Raw genomic sequence first — 21807 nt, forward strand, 5'->3', positions numbered from 1 at the left:
CACAAATTATTCAAAAAGCGCCGACTGATTTTGTTCAGCCAGCGCTTTTATGTTGATTATCGATTTATGAAAGAATTTACTTCAGACATAAATTGGTCAAATTGTTCAAAATTCATTTGCTGAGATGAGTCACTTAAAGCAGTAGCAGGATCTGGATGAACCTCTGCCATAATACCATCAGCTCCAATTGCTAGTCCCGCTTTTGCTGCAGGTATTAGTAAGTCTCTTCTACCTGTCGAATGTGTCACATCAACCAATACTGGTAAATGTGTTTCTTGTTTTAAAATTGGAACAGCTGTTATATCTAATGTATTTCTCGTAGCTTTTTCATAAGTTCTTATGCCACGTTCACATAAAATAATTTCTTGATTGCCTTCTGACATAATATATTCAGCTGCATAAATGAATTCTTCGATTGTCGCTGATAAACCTCTTTTTAATAAGATTGGTTTTTTTACAGAACCCGCTGCTTTTAGTAATTCAAAGTTCTGCATATTTCTTGCGCCGATTTGAATGATATCAACATAATCTAGTGCCATTTCAATATGTTCTGGGCTTACTATTTCACTAATAATTGCCAACCCATGGTTTTTGCCAACTTCTTTTAAAATCTTTAAGCCATCTTCACCTAGTCCTTGGAAGTCATAAGGAGAAGTACGTGGTTTAAATGCACCACCACGCATAATTTTGATTCCTTGTTCCTTTAACACTTTCGCTACTGAATCAACTTGTTCATAGCTCTCGACAGCACATGGACCCGCAATAATAATTGGGCTTCCATCACCAATATTAACACCATTTACATTTACGATTGTGTTTTCTGATTTTCTTTTTCTTGAAACAAGGAGAACTTTTTTATCGTCTTCTTCTTGAAGTTCTAAGCTACTTTTAAAAATTTCTTTAAAAATATGTTGGAGGGTAGCCGTACTAAAAGGACCTTCATTGATTTCGGCAATATGATCTAGCATCTTACGTTCCCTAACCGGGTCATAACGTTTAACGCCTTGATCAATTTTTGCTATTCCAATTTTCTTAGCGATTTCGCCTCTTTTATTTAATAACTCAAATATTTGATGATTAATCTCGTCTATTTCAATTCTAAGTTGTTCTAAATCATTTTTAGTCAAATTAAATCCTCCTTGCAAATACCGATATCTCATTTGTTATTATGACACTTTATTGGAAGCTAATCAAAACATGAGCATTATTTTAAAAAAATGTTTTTTTAGTGAATATTTTGTATTCTTGTTGGGGAAAGTTAATGACCAAATAAAAAGAAGAGTTAGCTTAGTAACTCTTCTTAACGTTGAAAAAACAATTTTGTCAATTTATTATCAAATTTTCGTAAAAGGAGTAAAGTGATGTTGATTTCCATTACAGGATGCTCGCTTTCCATGGGGCGAGACCTGAGCCTCCTCGGCGTAGCCTGCGGGGTCTCAGGCTTCCCGCATATCCCATAGGAGTCGAGCATCCCTCCATTCCAATCAACTAATTCATCCAAAAAAGTTTACGTTAAAAACCTATTTTAATATCCTTTTCTTAGTGTAACATAACAGAATACTAATCAGTTTGTAAGACAATTGAGATTGAAAATCAATTCATAAACCAATCATCTATAAACTATTTATCTAAAATTGATCTTAATATTTTTAATTTCCAAAAAAACAATATAGTTTATTGATTTAAAATCGTTAATAAATATAAAAAATGAAGTATTTTAACATCAATAAATTTTCACTAAACTTTGTTGTCCTTATAGACTAGACCATTTTTTATTCAACACTCTGAAAAGAAGGATTATCAAACAAACACTTAGATAGTAGTTCCTTCTTCTACATCTAATACTCTGTCTAACCATTCATTAATCAGTAAGTTGAATAGGTTCTCTTGTTCTATTTGAAGATTATGGCCAGCTTTGTCTAAAATTGCAAATGATGCTCTTGGAAAATTTTCAAGAATAGTAAATGCGTCTTTAAATCCAACGACTGAGTCTTGTAGTCCTAATAAAAAAAGACTAGTTTTTTTAAACTTAATTTTATCTATATCAAATGAAAATCCGTAGTTATTCCTTATTTTAGATAAAAATTCTTGATCAGCGATTGAACATCCACTAACAATTTCATCTTTATAACGAACCCAAGTTTTTTCATCTAAAACTACGTTATTTGAACGAAAATCAGTTTCTTCAAGTTCATTTAATTGATTCAAAAAAGTTTTATCTTCGACTATTACGGTATGGTTTGGTAACGACCTTTTCTCAAATTGTGGAATAATCACTGGACAAATAAATGCAGCACCTTTAACTTTTTCAGGTCTATTTGCAATTATTCCTCGTGCTAAATATCCTCCGTAAGATTCTCCGGCTAACAAAAATGATTGACCCGGAATGATCGTATCGATAAATTTTAAGACGATATTCAGCATATCATCTGTCGTATTAATGTTTGTTCCGCCCTTAGTTTTACCCATACCTGGAAGGTCAAAATAAATCCTTTTATAACCGCTTTTCTTTGTAAAAATCGGTTCCATGCAACATTGCATTAACCTAGAGTCTGGGGTAAACCCATGAATCATAACGATTGGATTTCCTTCTCCCATTATTTCATAGTTTAAATCAACATTATTTATAGTACAAAACGGCAAATTGTGACCCTCCATTTTACAAATCTATTCATTTTTTTAAATTGAAGAGATATTAATATTATAAGGCAAAACAGCATGGACACCCTTAACATGGTTTACAATTTGAGTTATTCTCAAATCAACACAAACACTAGCTAAAGCAACAGCCTCTGTTTTTTCAATAGCATATAGCTCTTGAATTAACTCAACCATGCCATTTAATGCTGTTTTAGTTGCTATATTTAAGTCCTCATCAAAGCCAAATGTAAGCCACCCTGCTGGTGTGTTAGCTCGTGGCATACTAATCTGCATGTCCTCTCTTACTGTAAGAGTTAGATTCACTTTATCAAATGGAGATTCGATCGCTTGACCAGATACTTCACCATCTCCTTGTGCAGCGTGTCCATCACCCGCAGAAAAAAGTGCTCCTTCAACGGCTATAGGTAAATACAATGTACTACCTTCTACTAACTCTTTACAGTCTATATTTCCCCCACAATATCTCGGTGGTATAGTCGAATGAACACCTGATTCAGAAGGAGCTGTACCTAGGACTCCTAAAAATGGAGCGACAGGTACTGAAACTTCCTTATCTCTGATTTTAGTCTTCGCTGTATTGTTTTTTTCATTGATTAACCAATTTAATGTCACTTCTAGCTCTTCAGAAATACCTAATGCGTTATTTTGCCAATTCTTATTACCACCTGCACAATTCCAGCCATACCAGCCAGCTTTTAATTCGTTTATTTTAATTTCAAGTGTCATCCCCGGTTTAGCACCTTCTACAAAAAATGGACCAATCATAGGATGACCCCATTCTTCTTCCTTTTCCCTTGACTTGAATCTTACTCTTTCTCCATTTTGATGAGAATACCCCCACCCGATATCAATCGTATCAAATTCAATCGAATCACCAGAACGAATGATTTGAATTGGTTCATATACGTTACTAAAAGATGCATGCAAATGCTGATCTGATGTTTTAAATTTATATGTTTCTGGCATATTTACTCCTTCTTTCGACGCTCGATTTTATGTAAAAATAATTTAACTTTAATTAATTTCTGCGCGGAACTTCATTTCCCTTGTTTTAATTTAAAATTTTCATTACTTTTTTCCTATAAATCATATGATTTTCTCCATCAATTTGAATTGCATAAGACTTTCGGTGTATTGTATAGTTGAGATTTCCAAAATTAGGGATTTCTAATTTCATTATACTGGAGGAGTAATAATGGCAATAACTTTTAAACAAATGGTTGCAGAAGCACGTGACAATGTACAAGGAATCAGTTCAGCTGATGCTCGTGAAAAAATTAATTCTAATCCTGAAACATTAGTAATTGATGTTCAAGACGCAGCTGATGCAGGTGCATGTGGATTAATACCAAGCAGTTTGAATATCTCACTTGGCATGCTACCAATCCGTGCAGATTTAGAATTACCAGAACATTTACGCGAGCCTAAGTTAGCGGATCGAAACCGCCCTGTTCTTGTAACATGTGGTGCAGGTGGCCAAGCATCTTTAGGAGCATATTTACTTAAAAAAATGGGATTTACTGATGTAGCATATATTGATGGTGGTACTGCTGCGTGGAAAGCTGCTGGTTTTGACGTAGAATAATTCTCAGACTGCCCGCCAAACGCTCGCTTTCTTCGTTACTTCACCTGCCTGCGGTGCTCATTACCGACAATGGTAACTTCGCGCCTCGAAAGACAAACGTTTTCAATCAGTCTGAGTATCGAACTGTTTATGAATTTTTCAAACAACGTAAAAACTGCACCTTAAGTTACGATTTAAGGTGCAGTTTTTTTATTTTTTTAGTAAAGCATTTTCAATTGAATCTTTCTTAATTGAAAAATGAGAAGTATTATAAACTGCTTCTCCATTTTCAAAAATAAATAATTGAGGAGATTCATGTTTTATTGCCGTTTTCTCAGCAATATAGTTAGACAATTCTCTGTCATCTTGAACTTGTAAAAAATACAATGGTACATTCTCATATGCAGATGCAAATGCTAAAAATTCAGTATAAGCTGCATGACTAATTGGGCATGTTGTACTATGCTTTAAAAATACAAATTTCTCTTCGTTGTTAGTTATTTCATCAAACTGTTGAATCGTTGATATTCGATTTACCATTTCTCTTTTTTCCCTCACGCTTCGTTTTGTACTTTTCCCATAAATCCATTGCTGTATTTCCCCAATTTGCCAATTGGGACATTTTTTCAGTACTAACTTTTACCGTATTCGATACATTATTAGCAGTATCTCGTACTTTTTCATTCATTTCTGAGATTGTAACTCCGACTTCTTCGACTGATTTAGCTAATACATCAAGGGATTTTGCACGTTCACGCATATCTTTCGTAAGTTCGTTCGAATTATTCACAAAAATTTTAGCCTCATTTGCTAAATGATTCGAAGTATGTACTAATTGAACGGCTTCAACACAAACATTATGTAAATCTTTTTGTGTTTCAGCAATAGTAGACTCTACACCTCTAAATACCCTTTCTAGTCGGAATAAAGTACGACTTATAAATACAACTAAGATCACAAATGCAACTGCTGCGATTAATGCACTAATAGAAATTAAATCCATTCGAAAAAACCCCTTTCCTTCATAGCCTTCCACAAATTTAATCACTTATTTGGTATTATACTACAAATTTTACCAAACACTAAACTAGTCGTAAAACAAGTTTTCAAATTCTTTAGTAAAAAAAGAATACTTTAGTAAACAAAACTGACTAAATAGTTTACAATAGGTATATAGTTATAATTATTGGAGGGAATTTTCAATGAAAGATCCACGTATTTCAAAATTAGCTAAAAACTTAATCAATTACTCAGTAAAATTACAACCAGGAGAGAAAATCTTAATTGAAAACTTTAAGCTAGAAACTGAATTAGTTACAGCTTTAGTTAAAGAAGCATATGCTGCTGGTGGTTTTCCTTTCGTATCAATCAAGGATCATAAAGTAGATCGCGCATTATTAATGGGTGCTACTGAAGAACACTTTAATAAAGTAGCAGAATACGAAGCAAATGTTATGAAAGATATGGATGCTTATATCGGATTACGTTCAGGTGTTAATATTAATGAACTTTCTGATGTACCAGACGAAAAGACTAAAATCCATGGTAAAACTGTAGGCCAAAAAGTACATAGAGCAATTCGCGTTCCAAAAACTAAATGGGTTGTACTACGTTACCCAACTGATTCAATGGCTCAATCAGCAAAAATGAGCACTGAAGCATTTGAAGATTTCTATTTTAATGTATGTAATTTAGATTACGGTAAAATGGACAAAGCAATGGATGCTCTTGTTGAATTAATGAACCGTACAGATAAAGTTCAAATTAAAGGTCCTGGAACTGATCTTACATTCTCAATTAAAGATATCCCAGCTATTAAATGTGCTGGTGAAATGAATATTCCCGATGGTGAAGTATTTACAGCACCTGTTCGTAATTCAGTAAATGGTACACTTTCTTATAACACGCCATCTCCTAACAATGGATTTACATTTGAAAATGTTCAACTTAAATTCAAAGAAGGTAAAATTGTTGAAGCAACTGCTAACGACACTGAGCGTATTAACAAAATCTTTGATACAGATGAAGGTGCACGCTTTATCGGTGAATTCGCAATTGGTGTAAATCCATACATCTTACACCCAATGGGAGACATCTTATTCGATGAAAAAATCGATGGAAGCTTCCACTTCACACCAGGTCAAGCATATGATGAAGCTTACAACGGTAACAACTCAAATATCCACTGGGACATGGTATGTATCCAACGTCCTGAATATGGTGGAGGAGAAATCTATTTCGATGACGTTTTAATCCGTAAAGATGGTCTTTTCGTAATCGAAGAATTAAAAGGATTAAACCCTGAAAACTTAAAATAATCTTTAGAAAAAAGAACACATATTAAGCTATGTGTTTTTTTGTATCTATTGATATGATTCCATGTAAATGGCGGTATTATGACTGAAACTTGAAAAATAGAAGACAAGGAAAATACTCTTACAAGAATAAAAGACTGGGAGATTCCCAGTCTTCGTTTTTTAAGCAGCCTTTTTCCCGTTAGTCAATCTCTCAACTAACATGCTTACAGATAAATCACCTGTCGCATTTAACATTGTTGCAGGTGGGTCAATTATCGTACTAATTGCCGCAAGAATTGGTAATGATTCTACCGGTAATCCAAACAGAGAAAGAATTAACATTTCCCCGATCATTCCACCATTCGGAATTGCTCCCATTACCATACCTACTAGTAAAGCAATACCAATTGTTACAAGATAAATATTCAAACCGGAGAAATTCATTCCAAATACACCAAAGGCAAAGGCAATTTTTACTACTCCACCCATAACAGATCCATCTTTGTGTAATGCACTAGCTAATGGAATAACGGTCTCTCTAATGTTTTTAGATACGCCCATTTTTTCAGCTGACTCGAAATTTGTTGGAATAGTTGCCGCACTACTACAAGTACCTAAAGAGGTTAACGTTGAAGGTAATACATTTTTCCAATAAATTTTAAATCCATAACTACCACCGGCCATATAAGCAATAATACTATAAACGATAAAATAAAATAGAATAGCAGTTACATAATATAAAACGAAAACTCGCTCATATGAACCTAGTAATTCCTTTCCGTATGTTGGAACAAGATAAGCAAAATAAGCTCCAAGTCCAACCGGTGCAAGATACATAATATAGTTAACCATATTCATAATTACTACATTAGCACTTGATAATAATTTTTTAACAATGTCTGCTTTATCGCCAGCTTTATTCGTTGCTAAACCAACTAATACAGCAAATACAATAATTGCTAACATATTGCTTCTTGAAAACAAGCCTGAGAAATCATTCACCGTAAATGTATTTACAATTTGCTCCGCTACTGATACTTTATCAGTTGCATCTGGCTTAACAATTGGGATATTAACCCCATGTGCAGGTGGATAAACTTTCATAACAACAAGCATTATGATCGCTGCAATAATACCTGTAAATAAAAATACCCCTGACATATTTCGCATAATCTTACCGAATTTTTCTCCTCCACCATTTGCAAAGCTTGAAGCTACAGAGAAAAATACAAGCGGTACAACTACTACGAATAATAAGTTTAAAAAGAAATCCCCTATTGGCTTAAGGGCAACTCCTACGCTTTCAAAATTATAACCGATGACTGAACCTATGATGATACTACTTAGTAAAATCAAAGGGAAAGCGTAATTTCTAAATGAAAAATTCATAAGCTTCCTCCTAATATAATTGCTATTTGTAGTATACCGAAAATTTGATAGTTTGTACCCCAAATTTTTAATAAAACCTTCATTTTTCTACATAAACATACAAAAAAGAACACTTTGTATGATCTACAAGTGTTCTTCTTTTATTAAAATTACGAAATACTGCCTATACCTTTGCCCGTATTCCAATGCTTTAATCCTACTTTTTTTGATCTTATTATCTTAAGACTTCATCAAAAGCAGCTGAAACTTTTTCAAACTCTTCTTCTGTTTCTATATCGTAAAACTCGCCATCTTCTTCGACTCTTAGGAAGAAAACGTCAATATCCTCTTCACTTTCCTTTTCTACTTCTTCTAGTAAACCTACTGCTATGTATTCATGACTTTCGATCGTAATTGAGCCTAGTACTTCGTAATCTTGCTCGTCTCCTTCATCATAGCTAAGTGTAAGAATTTCGCCTACTTCAATCTTTTCCATAAATCTTGACCTCACTTATTTCAAATTCATTTTGCATAAAGAAAAACCTTTATGTTCCTTTAGTGTAACAGAATGATGCAAAACGTTAAATTGTAAATACACTAAAAGCTTTTCTAAATCGTTCTACTTTTAAACCATCTTTTTCTGGAGAATCGATTTTAGTAAAAAAAATTGATTTTTAAAAATTCACATGAATATTTTTACCAACGCTGTAATAAGATTTAGAACAACCAATTCTTAAGTTTCTTTCAAGTTTATTAAGTTGGACAAGCCTATGTCTTCAAATAGTAGATATTTTCTATATTTAGGGAGGATTATTGAATGTCAACACTAATAACGGGTCAAGAAAAAACTAGAAAAAAAACTGTCAATTTTAAATCATTCTTTCAACGTTTTACTAAAAACCATTTAATTGATGAAACGCCATCACAACTTTTACATAATGAATTAAGAAGCTTACAAAAACTTTTAGAGCTAAAAGAAATTAATTTTATTTATGCCGATCCCGAATACATTGATGTGGCTATTATGGAATTAGAAGCTATACGTACAAAATACAGCATTACTGTTAGACAATTAAAGGAAATACAGTCTGCTAGTGTTGTATGAAAAAAAGAGATAAATAGCATATTAGCTATTTATCTCTTTTTCTATGTTTTTCCCTATAATTACAATTTTCCTAATTAAGAACTGACCTCATACTTCGTTTCGTATGTCTTAACTTTTTTAAATACATTGACGAAAATCGTTAAGCATGGAAGAAGCCATAAGAATATTGCATAAGGTAAATACTCATGTAACTTCATATTAATGACTGTACTGCTCATGATTGCAAGAACATTCCAAGGGATCATAGCTGGAAATAATAAAGTTGTATCTGCCATTATCCGAGCCAATTCTTCTTTGTTATATTTATTTGACCAATGCGTTAAAAAAGAGCGCCCTGTTAAAATAATTGGCATCGTTTGGTTACCTGCTATTACACATATCACAGCAGTAGCACCAATTGTTTTCAAAGAATCGGATAGCATAGAAGTCGAAGTTTGAAGCCATTTATCCAACATAGGCTGAATGATATTAAGCTCCTCCAATAACGCATTATAAATTCCTGCTACAGCAATGAACAATAACAAGCTATACATATGACTTAGCCCTCCACCAAGTCCATTAATTCCGTTCCAAAAAGCATTCACAATTTTACTAAAAGAGGTTCCATTAAACAAAGCTATTAAACTTCCAGACAAAATACTTATGACATACGAGTAAATAATATTGATTCGAAATAAAACAAGTACAACTAATAAAATCGGTGGAATAAATTGAATGAATGAAATATTCTTATTGCTCACGATTTCGTGATGTGTCTGAGTAATTCCATTCGCAAACTTTAAATCCATTACGCTGAAAAATAAGATTGTTACGATTACAGCAGTAATTGATGTAAAAAGCATCGCTTTACCTTGTTTTTTGACAGTTGTTTCAAGTATATTAGCTAAAAGTTGATGTGCGCTTGAAAAAGGTGACGTTCGATCACCAACAAATGCACCCGAAATTACCGCTCCGGCCGATATTTCCACAGGTATATGTAGTAGTATCGCACTACTAATAAGAGGAACTCCTAAGGCACTCAATGTTCCAATCGACGAACCCAAAATCATTGAAAAAATCATCGTCGTTAGAAAACAAAACACAAAAAAGTGATGTGGATTTATTGCATGTAAAGTAATCGAAACCATCGATGTGATCGTTCCTGATAAATACCAAGATGGAAGTAAAAAGCTAATTAAAAATAAGATAAAGAGAACAATTTTAACTTTTCCCATCCCCTGATAGCTTAACTTCATAATATTTCTAACTTCATATCCTCTTTTTAAACTTAATACAATTAAAAAAATTAACCCTGGTAAAATTCCAAAAACTAGCGAGATATGTAATATGACGGAACTAATAATTCCAATCAAAGTTACTAATATTAGGAAACTTGCCTGTTTAACTGAAAATTGATTCTCCATCACTTTCCCTTCCTTCAAACAGATTTATTACACTAAATTGATTAAATATCATTCATTAATTATATAAGCTTTCATTTAATAATACACTTATATTTCAATTAAAAAGCACTACTTCAACTTTAGAAGTAATGCTTTTGCACTAAAATATAGATGCTTTTAACTAAAATGTAAATCCGTTCCATATTGAACTAATTTTAATTTTCGTGCGACTGCCTGAGATGCATAATTATCCCAAGAGGTACTATACAAAGCAGTTCGTCCTTGTCCTTGGATGTCCGCAGCCCATGCATTTGAAACGATTAATCCATACTCTTTCCCACGAAAATCCTCGAGTGTATATACGCTTGCTTCAGCAGCTTCGGCTGATTGTCTGGCACTACAGCAAATCGACACGGCTATGTCATTTTCAATAATTGCATAACAAGGCTCTTTAAATTCTAGCTCCTCATATGTATAAGGAAAGTTTGGTAATAAAAATTGTTTATTTGCCTGGGTAATTTTTATTGCTTTCGATGATGCTTTGCCAACTGTTTGAAATACATATGCCGGCCCTATCCATAAACGATCTATCTGATGAGTTTTACTTAAAATCTGCATGATATTTACTAAAGGTATACTAGGGTCCGTGTCTAAGGATTTCTCTAATTCAATTAGTTCCTCATTTTTAAGACAATCTAAAAACCTTTTCACATTTCCCATTTTGGTGCTTCCTATATAAAATCGTGGTGCGCTTGTGTATGGTGGTTCATTTATTTGTGTTATTTTTCCAACTTCATTGTGTTTAAATAATACGTTAATATGCATTTCCATAAGTTCTAGCTCTGATTTCAAAAGGAATCCCCCTAGCTTCAAACTAGTTAATTTACATACTTCAAATTTCTTTTTACTCTATCTTTTAATTTTTACAAATGTTCCTTTTTCAGACTTTTCAATTGCGATCTTATTCATTTTTGCAATGTTGTCTGATAAAAGAGATGATTGTAGAACAGTTTTTCCGTCTAATGATACAGGCACATCGATAATCCTTCTTTTACCTTTTCGATGAATATCATAATCCTGATCGTTTTCTTCAAGCTCAACTTTTTCATATAAACTGTTTATTAATTCTAGAATTTCTTTATCATTACTTTTTTGCATTAATTTCATAAACTGCATATCATCCAATAATAAATCGTTTAAATTAATAACTTCTTTTTGTAATGCAAGTTTTATAATCTTTGCAAGTGAATCGTAAGAATAGATGCTGATCGGACCTAAAAAATAATCAATAGCAAGCTTATAATAAATCTTTGTAAACCACTCTGCCATCTCAATAGAGTTTACGCAGACTTCTCCATTTACAATAATTAATGAATTTAAAAATGCTTCAATTTCATTTTTAGGTGTTCCAAAATATGTATGCATATCTCTAATGGTATAATCTATTCGATCTGCACATAGCTTCGGAAGCTCTTTTTCAAGTATTTCCCATTTATCTATATCAAAAATTTCTTTAATATCGATATGATATTTTTCAAGTATAGAAGGGATCTCCGAATCTAAAATTACTTTTTCAAAGATTGTTTCATGATAATTTTCTTCACTTAAGTCAAAAACAAAATCAATAACATGAGAAAATGCCGTATGTGAAACATCGTGTAATAATCCAGCAATTTGTTCCTTTACAGAACCCCCTAACCTTTTTATTAACAACATTACGCCAATTGAATGTCCATATCGAGTTCCATTAAAATGTTGATCCACTAAAAAGGTAGCACCAGCTTGATGAATTTTTTTTAACCTTTGAATTGGTTTTGTCTTTATTAATTCAACAAGTACTTGATCAATATTGTATTGTCCATATAGTTCATCGCTCAAAAACATACTGTACTCCTCTTCATTTTATATTTGAAATTCCATCTCTTTAACATAAACAGCATTTCCAGTAATTTCTATATCATAAGTCGACTTTACTCTTTTTACATTTACTTTTACACGTCCGTCTTTCTGAATTTCCGTTCCTTGTTCAACAATTAATTCCAGAGTATCAATAACATCATTATGAATATAATTAGCATAATAAGCTCCTAAAATCCCAGAGGCAGTACCTGTAACCGGATCTTCAATCGTTCCAGAAAATGCAGAGGAAAAATGGCGAGCATGAAAATCTGCATTTGAATCGTATGTTTCTAAACAAAATGGATGAACGGACGCTTTTGGAATTTCGGTCAAAATACTAGGAAAAAATAGATTATTAGGTTTCATATTTTCAAACGAAGATAATTTTTTTATCGGTAAAAGTAAATTCCAGGCACCAGTACTTCCATAAAGAGTTGGTAGACTTTGATCGATTTCTTCTACACTAAGACCAATTGAGGACGCTACATCATCAATGGAGCCTTTAAACTCTACAAACTCTGGTGTTTTTTGTTTCATCGTTATGTAGATTTCATTATTCGAATGATGAATCTTGATCGGCAAAATCCCAGCCTTTGTTTCGATCGTTAACTCACTTTTAAACTCAATTAGCCCTCTAGTTACTAATGCATATATTACTGCCACTGTCCCGTGACCACATAAATCCATTTCATGCCCAGGTGTAAAATAACGAATTTTATGATCAGCAACTTTCGAATTTAATAGAAATGAAGTTTCATTAAATCCCACTTTTTTCGCAATATCCTGCATTTCATAATCAGTCAAAGAATCACAATCTAAAACGACTCCAGCTGGATTTCCTTTATTGGGCTTTTTACTAAAAGCATCATAATGGTATACAGTAATATTTTTCATTTTCTCACCTCTTTTTTGTAACTTAGTTCTCTACTATCAGTTTAAAAATAAACTAATTTTATGAGATTGTTAGAATAGTGCCTTATCTTCAATTATTTAATAATATACATTAATAAACTAATTAAATAAAACGATTACAATTTCTATATGAAAGTTCATTTTCCCAATATTTTTAATTTTAAAAGTTTGATAAAATAATATTATTCATTAAAATTTTGGAGGAAAATATGTCATTATTCATTACAGCTTTCGGAGGAAAACTTTTACTTTGCTTAGCCTTTACCTTAATATGCTTCTTAATTGCATGGCCTGTCGGATTATATTTCCGATACAAAGATGCACAGAAAATGAAAGAAGTATTGCGTGACCAACCAATCAATCGACGCAATTACTGGCTTAAACAATTCTTAAAGTTAAGTATAGCAATTATAGTTTTATATTTTATATCATTTTTAATTGCACTTTATTTTGATATGCCATTTTCATCTACTGCACCATTTGTTGGTCTATTTGCTCTATTACTCATGCTTTATATTAAATTTGCTCCACGTACAACTGGTGAAGCAACACCTGATATTGATGGATGGCATACAACATCTGTGATCATTGATCCTGATGAATATTTCACTTCAACAGGAGCAACAATTATTTTTGGATCTCTTATATTTACAGCCTTTGAATTTATCAGCGTTCTATATTAAAATCTTCAGCATTTATTTTATATTTTTTCCTTAAGGAAAGCATTAATGATCACACTGATTATTAATGCTTTTTTCATTACTTTTTTGATTGGTTATTTAACAGTTCTAATTCTTCCTCTATTTTACCTACATCAATTCTTTCAAAAAGGGGCCTTACTTCGTTAATTTTTACTAAAACCGGAGAAATTTCCCTCCATTCGAAGTTTGCTAAATTTAGCATTTCTTTTATTTCATTACTCGAAAAAGGTAGGATTGGATGTAAGATTTGCGCCAGGTTTGCAATAGCATATATACAACTCACCATCGTGTTATGACACTCAATCAAATTTTCCTTAACTTGTTTCCAAGGCGCAGCTTCATCAAAATATTTATTTGCAGATCGAATAAATTCAAATACTTCCTCTATAGCTTTTTTGAAGTTAGCCGATTCAATATGCGAACCAACAGACTTATAAAGCCCATTAATATCAAATCTAATTGTTTTTTCAATTTCCCCTTCTGGAACTACACCATTATAGTATTTTTCAATAAACTTTAATGTACGATTTACAAAATTCCCATATGCGCCTAATAGTTCACTATTATGACTATAAATAAATTCCCTCCAAGAAAAATCAGTATCTCTATTTTCTGGAGCATTTATTGTTAAAAAATATCGTATTGAATCTGGATGATATTTTTCGATTAGATATGGTACCCATACAGCCCAGTTTTTACTAGTGGACAGTTTTTTCTTCTCAAGCGTCAAATATTCGTTTGAAACGATATGAGTTGGAAGAGCCTCTTTTTTTAAACCAATTAAAATAGCTGGCCAAATAATTGAATGGAACGGAATATTGTCTTTACCGTGAATATAATATGATTTTGTTTCTTTTTTCCAAAAGTTAGTGTCATCTTGATTCGTTCTAAGTGCCCATTGTTTACTTGCCGAATAATAACCAGACACTGCTTCGATCCACACATAAATTTTCTTCTTCTCGTACCCTTTTACTGGTACGCTTACTCCATTTGGCAAATCCCTTGATACTGCTCGGTCATGAAGCCCTTCATTTAAATACCGTTCTGTTAATTGGATAGCATTCGAACGCCAGCTTCCACTCAATTTAGCAAAATCAAGATATTCCTTTAGCTCATCTTGTAATTTGCTTAATGAAAAATAAAAGTGCTCTGTGTTTTTTACGGATGGAGGATTTCCACATAACTTACATGTTTTATTTAATAAATCTAAAGGATCTAATATAGCAGAGCAATAATCACACTGATCTCCACGCGCATGTTGACCACAATTTGGACAATTTCCTTCTACATAACGATCTGGTAAGAATTGTTCAAATTCTTCACAATAGCATTGTTCAATTTCTTTTTTATAAATTAACCCATTTTGTAATAAAGTTAAGAAAATTTCTTGTACAGTATTATGATGATGCTCTGCGTCTGTCCTAGTATAAAAATCATAGGTAAATCCTAATTTCTTAAAGTTATCCTCGAATTCATGATGGTAACGATCTGCAATTTCTATATAGGTTACATTTTCTTGTTTCGCTTTAATAGCAATAGGTGTCCCATTACAGTCACTTCCTGAAACGTATAATACATTTGCTTTTTTTAAACGAAAATATCGAGCTAGAATATCACCTGGCAATAAAGCTGCAATATGCCCCAAATGTAATGATCCATTTGCATAAGGCCAAGCTCCTCCAATAAAAATATCCATTCCAATTCCTCCTAATTTATAAATGCAAAAAACCTCGCCCCTATCTATAAAAGATAAGGACGAGGTTTACAATCCACGTGGTACCACCTTAGTTCACAAAGTATTTGCATACATTTGTCTTTGCAAGTACGAAAAGCATAAAAATGCTTATATACTGTGACTTTGGTAACAAGTGCCAACTCTTGTCGTAGCCTACTAATATGACATATACGTTCAGTACGAAGCTCCGAGGCCATTGTTCAAATAAGTATTCTTGCTTCTTTTCAGCTACCGAAGCTCTCTGTAAAAAATAACATTATTCTACTTTTCCTCTTCATTGCTTTTATTTAAATGTTAAAAAGATTTTATAAAAAACATATTGAAAAGTCAAACTATTTCATAACGATTAAAGATATTAATATAGTATAAGTTATAAATTAAAAGTTGATTCAATTATTTGTCGATATTAAAAATGTTTAAGAGTGAAGGAATTCTCAGGAATAAAGTTAAATATATTCAATTATCAAAGCTTTAGGAGGAGAAGAAATGTCAAATTGGAAGACTGCATTATTTGAGTTACAAAAAACAGATATGTCTTTTTCAACATTTAATGAAGTAAGAGCTGAAAACTTAGACTTTAATAATGTAAGCTTGGCGAATTCAAAATTTACAAATGCAAACATGAGAAACCTCGAATTGAATGACGTAAATTTATTCGGAACTCGAATTTCAGATGTTAATTTATCTAATACAAAAATAACAAATGGTAATTTAAGAGACTTAGTTATTAATCATGTTCATTTAGCTGGAACAATCTTCCGCAATATTGTCATTCCGGAAAATCTAAATCTTGACGATTACTCAAATTCTATTAAATTTGAGAAATGCAATTTAACAAATAGTCAGTTTACCGACTGTGATTTAAGTCATGTCGAAATCAATAATTGCAATTTAACAGGATTGAAAATTAATGGCATTTTAATTGAAGATTTGTTAAAGAGTTATAGTCAGAGAAAATAATTATTTCATAAAAAAGGATGTAGTCAATTTCAACGCGCAATAAAAAAAGAATCTTTAATCAGATTATTTTTCCACTCTGTTGAATAAAAACCTTGTCTATTAAATTACCAAATTTTCGTAAAAGGAGTAGGATGATGTTGATTTCCATTACAGGATGCTCGCTTTCCATGGGGCGAGATTCTTTAGCCTTCCCGCTAATCCCATAGGAGTCGAGCACCCCTCCGTTCCAATCAACTTATTCATCAAAAAAAGTATGCAATAAATCCTAATCAAATAACCTTTACTTAGAGTAACCTAACAGTTGTTTATTAATCAGTTTGTAGGTTAATTAATATCGAACATTAAATACTAATCAATTGAATATACTTTTCTAAAAATTAGCTCATAAAATTTTTAACTACTGATAAAACATTACTAGTGTTATTAGAATCATAAAATTGCTCAAACATATTAACATTTAAAACCATAAATAGAACATCCAAAAAATGATAATTTCATCATTAATAAATGTTCATTTAATGTCCGTGTTCCCTATTGACCATTTTATATTTCAACACACTGAAAAAAAGAATCTTAATCAGATTCCTTTTTCGTTTCTATGGTAACTTGCTGTGTTATTAATGATCGTCCAGTACAATATTTCTGTTTCCATTCCCTGTTAACTGGGCTTCGAACGCGTCAATTATATGCAAAAATCGATCTGCTTCTCTAAATACATGGTCTGCTAGCAGTGGATGAATGATACTTTTAATTCTACAAGCTTCTATTAGGTCGCGAGCTGTTTTCTTAAAATCCCTAAGTGATTTTACCGATACTCGGTTTTCATCAAGGAATTGGTCAAGTATCGGAACAGTTTCCGATTGTGGTCTCATTGATTCTAAATCTACGGCTTGGTAGAGAAGTTGATCAAAATCATGGCTAAATTCCCTCGCTTGATCTACTAGTTTTCTTTCTGATGGATCTAATAAATGTCCGATAAATTTTGCATGGTCTGCCATAATTCTTAAAAAGAAAACATTTTCCTGAATAATTGCAGCAGGTAGCGGTTGGAGTTGACCATTATTTAATTCAGTCAACCGATTTGCAAAATAAGCCGCTTCCCTACTAGTATGATCAACTAATAAAGGAAAGTTATTTCCAGTTATTTTACAAGTAAGGAGTAAGTTAAGGATTTTCCGCTTATAGGCCCAAATCATCGAAGCAGCTTGATGAACCTCACTATTAAACTGTTTAATTTGCTGAGGATCCGTTTGAAGCGAAAATGATTGGGCTTTATTTCCTATTGCTTCAAAAACTTGATAAAATTGATCTGCTTCTTGTATTAACTCAGTATCATCACAATTAAAGCCTAATTTAAGAAATAGTGAATGCTCTTTCATAATCCTTGACCAAAACATAATCTCATCTAAAGAACGTGCTATAAATGCATCCGACAATCGGACCCCTCCTAACATAATTCATTTCACTTTCTAATATATTGATGAAAAAATGAATTATTACTGATACATCTTTCTTAAGTAGATTAGCTATTAGATTACTAAAAAAATATAAAAAAGCATTACCTCAATAGAAGTAATGCTAAAATATTTATTTGAAAACTAGAACTTTTTCACCAGCTTTTGCTGCAAATAAAGCAGCACTTGCTTCCGCCAGTCCGGCGCAGATAATTACGATATCATACAATATTAAAATCGCTCCTTTTTACATATAAGATTGATTTAAATACTGTAATCGTTATTCTGTCGTCGCCTTATTAATCCCTGTATGAATAGATTGCAAATTAATTAAACCCTGGGAAACTTGAGAGATCAGAATAATTAATCCATAAAAGTACAAACGCAATAATACCTAATAATAATATTGTAAAAGTTTGTTTAAACGAATCCTTCACACGGATATGTGATATTATTCCACCAATTGCCACAACTCCTAATAACAAACCACTCGCTGGAACCCAACTTTCTTCCCAAAATCCAATAATCAATCCAACTGCTCCAACCAATTCTACTAATCCAGTAATTACTCTGAACCATTGTGCTAATTTCAAGTGATTAAAACTTTCAACACTCGTTTTTGAACCAAAAAGTTTAGCCAACCCAGCAATTAAAAACATAAGAGCTAATAAAATTTGCAAGATAATTGATAAAATATCCATTTTTTATCACCCCTTTACTAATATATATGCAATTGAAAAAAGCACATATTACTACAAAAGTAACTATTCAATCTAAAATTTGGATTAGATTGTTTATTAAAATCAGTAATAAGGGGTAGAGGTTTCTTAATTAGTTTTCTTATCTTTCTTTTTGTTAAAGTAGATTGTTGATTTTCTTACTCGACTTAAATGGCAGATTGTTTAAAGATAAATCCATAAAAATGACTTTGAATTTAAATAAATGAATTTTAAATATCTCTCAATATAAATCGTGAAATTTGGTTAAAACCATCATGTATTCAATTCTTATATAGAATAGTGGATATTTAGTTAAAAAAACATATTCTGTACCACAAGTATTTGTTTTTTGGTATAGCGAGTCATATTAAAGCATTTTACAGCAAGTATTTTTTTGAAAATACTGAAATATCTTGACACTTTTTAAGTGAATTGATATTGTTATTAAAAATATATATTTCTTATCCAGAGAGGTGGAGGGACTGGCCCTATGATACCTCAGCAACAGGTCTATTAAGATACTGTGCTAATTCCAGCGGGTGAAACTCCTGATAGATAAGACCACTCATTTTATTTGTCAGTAGCGCACTCTTTTTTAGAGTGCGTTTTTGTTTTCTCTGGATAGTATCAAAAGGAGATTAAAAATGGAAAACATCGATAGGCAAGAATTTCAAAGGAAAATGCAAGCGCGTCATTTAGTCATGCTATCACTTGGAGGGGTTATTGGAACTGGCTTATTCTTAAGTTCGGGTTACACGATTCAACAAGCTGGTCCATTTGGTACAATTCTATCCTATCTGATTGGTGCGCTAGTGGTTTATCTAGTCATGTTATGTTTAGGGGAGCTTTCCGTACATATGCCTGAAACGGGCGCATTTCATAGTTATGCAGCTAAATACATTGGACCGGGTACAGGATATACAATAGCCTGGTTATACTGGTTAACTTGGACTGTTGCTTTAGGTTCTGAATTTACAGCCGCAGGATTACTTATGGAGCGTTGGTTTCCATCGATTAATGTTTGGGTATGGAGTGCTCTTTTTGCCATTATGATCTTTGTATTAAACGTCCTTACGGTTAAGTTTTTCGCTGAAACTGAATTTTGGTTTTCATCGATAAAGGTTATAGCAATTGTGATCTTTATTATTTTAGGAGTAGCGGCAATGCTCGGGTTTCTTCCAATGACTCATTCAAAAACAGCCCCATTTTTTTCTAATTTAACAAGTGCAGGTTTATTTCCTAATGGTGCTACAGCCATTATAATGACCATGCTTGCGGTTAATTTTGCTTTTTCAGGAACAGAATTAATAGGCATTGCAGCCGGTGAAACAGCCAACCCGGAAAAAACGATACCGAAGGCCATTCGTACTACCCTGTGGAGATTGATTATCTTTTTTATAGGAACAATTATTGTTTTATCTGCTTTATTACCTATGTCGGATGCAGGGATATTAAAAAGCCCCTTTGTTGCTGTTCTAGAACGAATTGGGGTGCCCTATTCAGCCGACATAATGAATTTTGTTATCCTAACAGCCATTCTTTCTGCGGCAAACTCAGGTCTTTATGCCTCTTCTAGAATGCTTTGGTCACTTGCAAATAAGAATACAATATCACCGATTTTTGGAAAAATGACAAAGAAGGGTGTTCCAATCAATGCTGTTATTTTCTCAATGGTGGGTGGAGGTTTGGCGTTGCTCTCTAGTATTATAGCTCCAGATACTGTCTATATCGCACTAGTTTCAATTTCTGGTTTAGCCGTGGTTGTTGTTTGGATGAGTATTAGTGTTTCACAGTTCTTATTTCGCAGACAATTTTTAAAAGAAGGAAATTCTGAAAAGGATTTGATCTATCGTACACCATTATATCCATTGGTACCAATTTCTTCTTTTATCCTTTGCCTGGCTTCATGTATTGGAATTGCATTTGATCCAACACAGAGAATTGCGTTATATTGCGGCATACCGTTTATTTTGCTTTGCTATGGAAGTTATTATCTATCAAAATATCTTAAGAACAGGGGCGTAAATTATGTCGAACAAAATCAATCCAATTGAAGCTATTTTATCAGAATATTCCATAATGATTCTTGACGGAGCATTAGCTACAGAATTGGAGGCACATGGATGTAATTTGGACGATCCCCTTTGGTCGGCACGCGTGTTATTAGAAAATCCCGAACTAATTTACCGAGTTCATTCAGACTATTTTCGTGCAGGAGCAGACTGTGCCATAACAGCAAGCTATCAAGCTACTATTAATGGTTTTTCCGCACGTGGAATACAAGAACAGGAAGCTTTGGAGTTAATCAGGAAAACTGTGCTACTTGCAAGAAGAGCAAGAGATGATTTTTGGAAGGAGAACAAGCAAAAGAATAGGCCTAAGCCATTGGTTGCTGCGTCAGTTGGACCGTATGGTGCTTACCTTGCGGATGGCTCAGAGTATATAGGCAACTATGGTGTATCAGATAAAACATTAGAAGACTTTCATCGTTCTAGAATATCAGCTTTGATTGAAGCTGGTGCAGATCTATTAGCATTCGAAACAATCCCTTCATTGCATGAAGCAATAGTTTTAGATAGATTATTGCGTGAGTTCCCAGAAACATATGCGTGGCTATCCTTTTCTTTAAAAAATGAAAAAGAGATTAGTGAAGGTACGAAGCTTGCTGAGTGTGCAAGAGTTTTTGAAAAAAGTGAGCAAATTGTGGCAATAGGCATCAATTGTGCACCAGTAACTGTTGTAACTGGTGCCATCCAGGAATTGAGAGAAAATACGAAAAAGCCAATTCTTGTTTATCCCAACTCTGGTGAAACTTATAACCCGGAAACAAAAACATGGCATGGGCATGAACAGTGTGGCACCTTGGGTATACAATCTGAAGAATGGTACCAATTAGGTGCACGTTTAATAGGTGGATGCTGCAGAACGACACCTCAACAAATTAAGGATATATCGAAAAAATGGCGCCATTCAGAGGTTTTCTAATTGCATAAAGCAAAGTAATAATTGAGGTTGATTACTTAATAAGCAAAATGATAGAACATTAAATT

General features: G+C 32.9%; 21 protein-coding genes, 1 riboswitch and 1 other annotated feature. Of the genes, 7 read left to right on the forward strand and 14 right to left on the reverse strand.

The features are described from left to right. Positions 1-56: 56 nt before the first annotated feature. The 3 genes from BM319_RS16110 to BM319_RS16120 all read right to left on the reverse strand — a co-directional run bounded on the left by BM319_RS16110 (position 57) and on the right by BM319_RS16120 (position 3627). Positions 57-1127 carry a bifunctional 3-deoxy-7-phosphoheptulonate synthase/chorismate mutase gene (locus BM319_RS16110; protein WP_091023620.1) on the reverse strand — a complete coding sequence of 357 codons (1071 nt, stop codon included), beginning with the start codon at positions 1125-1127 and terminating at the stop codon, positions 57-59. A 685-nt stretch (positions 1128-1812) separates the two neighbouring features. Beyond that, on the reverse strand, positions 1813-2643 hold the full coding sequence (locus BM319_RS16115) for an alpha/beta fold hydrolase (RefSeq protein WP_091023623.1): 831 nt from the start codon (positions 2641-2643) through the stop codon (positions 1813-1815). A gap of 36 nt (positions 2644-2679) precedes the next feature. Beyond that, entirely contained in the window at positions 2680-3627 is a 948-nt protein-coding gene (locus BM319_RS16120) for an acetamidase/formamidase family protein (protein ID WP_091023625.1), read from the reverse strand. 229 nt (positions 3628-3856) lie between these two features. Between BM319_RS16120 and BM319_RS16125 the strand changes: the two genes are divergently transcribed. Further along, positions 3857-4246, forward strand: a complete 390-nt coding sequence (locus BM319_RS16125; RefSeq protein ID WP_069034646.1) for a rhodanese-like domain-containing protein — start codon at positions 3857-3859, stop codon at positions 4244-4246. A gap of 189 nt (positions 4247-4435) precedes the next feature. On the opposite strand, the gene ytxJ is transcribed toward BM319_RS16125, so the two are convergent. Together ytxJ and BM319_RS16135 are read right to left on the reverse strand one after the other, a co-directional pair. After that, the gene (gene ytxJ / locus BM319_RS16130; protein WP_069034647.1) at positions 4436-4765 is read right to left on the reverse strand and encodes a bacillithiol system redox-active protein YtxJ; all 330 of its coding nucleotides are present in this window, start codon (positions 4763-4765) and stop codon (positions 4436-4438) included. After that, a complete protein-coding gene (locus BM319_RS16135; protein ID WP_069034648.1) occupies positions 4731-5228 on the reverse strand; it encodes a DUF948 domain-containing protein in 498 nt (165 codons plus the stop codon). Before BM319_RS16135 ends, ytxJ begins: the two co-directional genes overlap by 35 nt. Positions 5229-5427: 199 nt before the next feature. Here BM319_RS16135 and BM319_RS16140 point away from each other — a divergent pair, with 199 nt between their 5' ends. After that, positions 5428-6543, forward strand: coding sequence for an aminopeptidase (locus BM319_RS16140; protein ID WP_025671369.1), 1116 nt, complete (start codon positions 5428-5430; stop codon positions 6541-6543). 159 nt (positions 6544-6702) lie between these two features. Here BM319_RS16140 and BM319_RS16145 read toward each other — a convergent pair whose 3' ends face one another. Next, positions 6703-7911, reverse strand: coding sequence for a dicarboxylate/amino acid:cation symporter (locus BM319_RS16145; RefSeq protein WP_091023627.1), 1209 nt, complete (start codon positions 7909-7911; stop codon positions 6703-6705). A gap of 214 nt (positions 7912-8125) precedes the next feature. After that, entirely contained in the window at positions 8126-8386 is a 261-nt protein-coding gene (locus BM319_RS16150; protein WP_069034650.1) for a DUF1292 domain-containing protein, read from the reverse strand. 321 nt (positions 8387-8707) lie between these two features. Between BM319_RS16150 and BM319_RS16155 the strand changes: the two genes are divergently transcribed. Further along, positions 8708-8995, forward strand: coding sequence for a hypothetical protein (locus BM319_RS16155; protein WP_091023629.1), 288 nt, complete (start codon positions 8708-8710; stop codon positions 8993-8995). Positions 8996-9069: 74 nt separating this feature from the next. Here the strand turns inward: BM319_RS16155 and BM319_RS16160 are convergent, their stop codons facing one another. The 4 genes from BM319_RS16160 to BM319_RS16175 form a co-directional block, all read right to left on the reverse strand. After that, positions 9070-10398, reverse strand: coding sequence for a Na+/H+ antiporter NhaC family protein (locus BM319_RS16160; protein ID WP_091023632.1), 1329 nt, complete (start codon positions 10396-10398; stop codon positions 9070-9072). Between the two features lie 156 nt (positions 10399-10554). Beyond that, positions 10555-11229 (reverse strand): GNAT family N-acetyltransferase, encoded by a 675-nt coding sequence (locus tag BM319_RS16165; RefSeq protein ID WP_091023634.1) that lies wholly within the window; start codon positions 11227-11229, stop codon positions 10555-10557. A 57-nt stretch (positions 11230-11286) separates the two neighbouring features. Beyond that, positions 11287-12261: an HD domain-containing protein gene (locus tag BM319_RS16170; protein WP_091023636.1), complete on the reverse strand. Its 975-nt coding sequence runs from the start codon at positions 12259-12261 to the stop codon at positions 11287-11289. An 18-nt stretch (positions 12262-12279) separates the two neighbouring features. After that, the gene (locus BM319_RS16175) at positions 12280-13170 is read right to left on the reverse strand and encodes a PhzF family phenazine biosynthesis protein (RefSeq protein ID WP_091023638.1); all 891 of its coding nucleotides are present in this window, start codon (positions 13168-13170) and stop codon (positions 12280-12282) included. Between the two features lie 227 nt (positions 13171-13397). Between BM319_RS16175 and BM319_RS16180 the strand changes: the two genes are divergently transcribed. Then, positions 13398-13871, forward strand: coding sequence for a hypothetical protein (locus BM319_RS16180; protein WP_091023640.1), 474 nt, complete (start codon positions 13398-13400; stop codon positions 13869-13871). A 76-nt stretch (positions 13872-13947) separates the two neighbouring features. Here BM319_RS16180 and metG read toward each other — a convergent pair whose 3' ends face one another. Next, positions 13948-15585 carry a methionine--tRNA ligase gene (metG, locus tag BM319_RS16185; protein ID WP_091023642.1) on the reverse strand — a complete coding sequence of 546 codons (1638 nt, stop codon included), beginning with the start codon at positions 15583-15585 and terminating at the stop codon, positions 13948-13950. Between the two features lie 52 nt (positions 15586-15637). Then, positions 15638-15911 (reverse strand) — a binding site (T-box leader). Positions 15912-16110: 199 nt separating this feature from the next. Between metG and BM319_RS16190 the strand changes: the two genes are divergently transcribed. Then, positions 16111-16584: a pentapeptide repeat-containing protein gene (locus BM319_RS16190; protein WP_069034658.1), complete on the forward strand. Its 474-nt coding sequence runs from the start codon at positions 16111-16113 to the stop codon at positions 16582-16584. Between the two features lie 617 nt (positions 16585-17201). On the opposite strand, the gene BM319_RS16195 is transcribed toward BM319_RS16190, so the two are convergent. Together BM319_RS16195 and BM319_RS16200 are read right to left on the reverse strand one after the other, a co-directional pair. Next, on the reverse strand, positions 17202-18020 hold the full coding sequence (locus tag BM319_RS16195) for a DUF2935 domain-containing protein (RefSeq protein WP_286143801.1): 819 nt from the start codon (positions 18018-18020) through the stop codon (positions 17202-17204). A gap of 344 nt (positions 18021-18364) precedes the next feature. After that, positions 18365-18739 (reverse strand): DoxX family protein, encoded by a 375-nt coding sequence (locus BM319_RS16200; protein ID WP_091023644.1) that lies wholly within the window; start codon positions 18737-18739, stop codon positions 18365-18367. A 476-nt stretch (positions 18740-19215) separates the two neighbouring features. Beyond that, a riboswitch (SAM riboswitch) is annotated at positions 19216-19319 on the forward strand. An 82-nt stretch (positions 19320-19401) separates the two neighbouring features. Here BM319_RS16200 and mmuP point away from each other — a divergent pair. Further along, positions 19402-20811: an S-methylmethionine permease gene (gene mmuP / locus BM319_RS16205; RefSeq protein ID WP_069034661.1), complete on the forward strand. Its 1410-nt coding sequence runs from the start codon at positions 19402-19404 to the stop codon at positions 20809-20811. Continuing rightward, positions 20786-21742, forward strand: coding sequence for a homocysteine S-methyltransferase (mmuM, locus tag BM319_RS16210; RefSeq protein WP_069034662.1), 957 nt, complete (start codon positions 20786-20788; stop codon positions 21740-21742). Before mmuP ends, mmuM begins: the two co-directional genes overlap by 26 nt. Positions 21743-21807: the final 65 nt, after the last annotated feature.

Source organism: Bacillus sp. UNCCL81 (genome assembly GCF_900112535.1).
GTDB classification, from domain to species: Bacteria; Bacillota; Bacilli; order Bacillales; family Bacillaceae_G; genus Gottfriedia; species Gottfriedia luciferensis_B.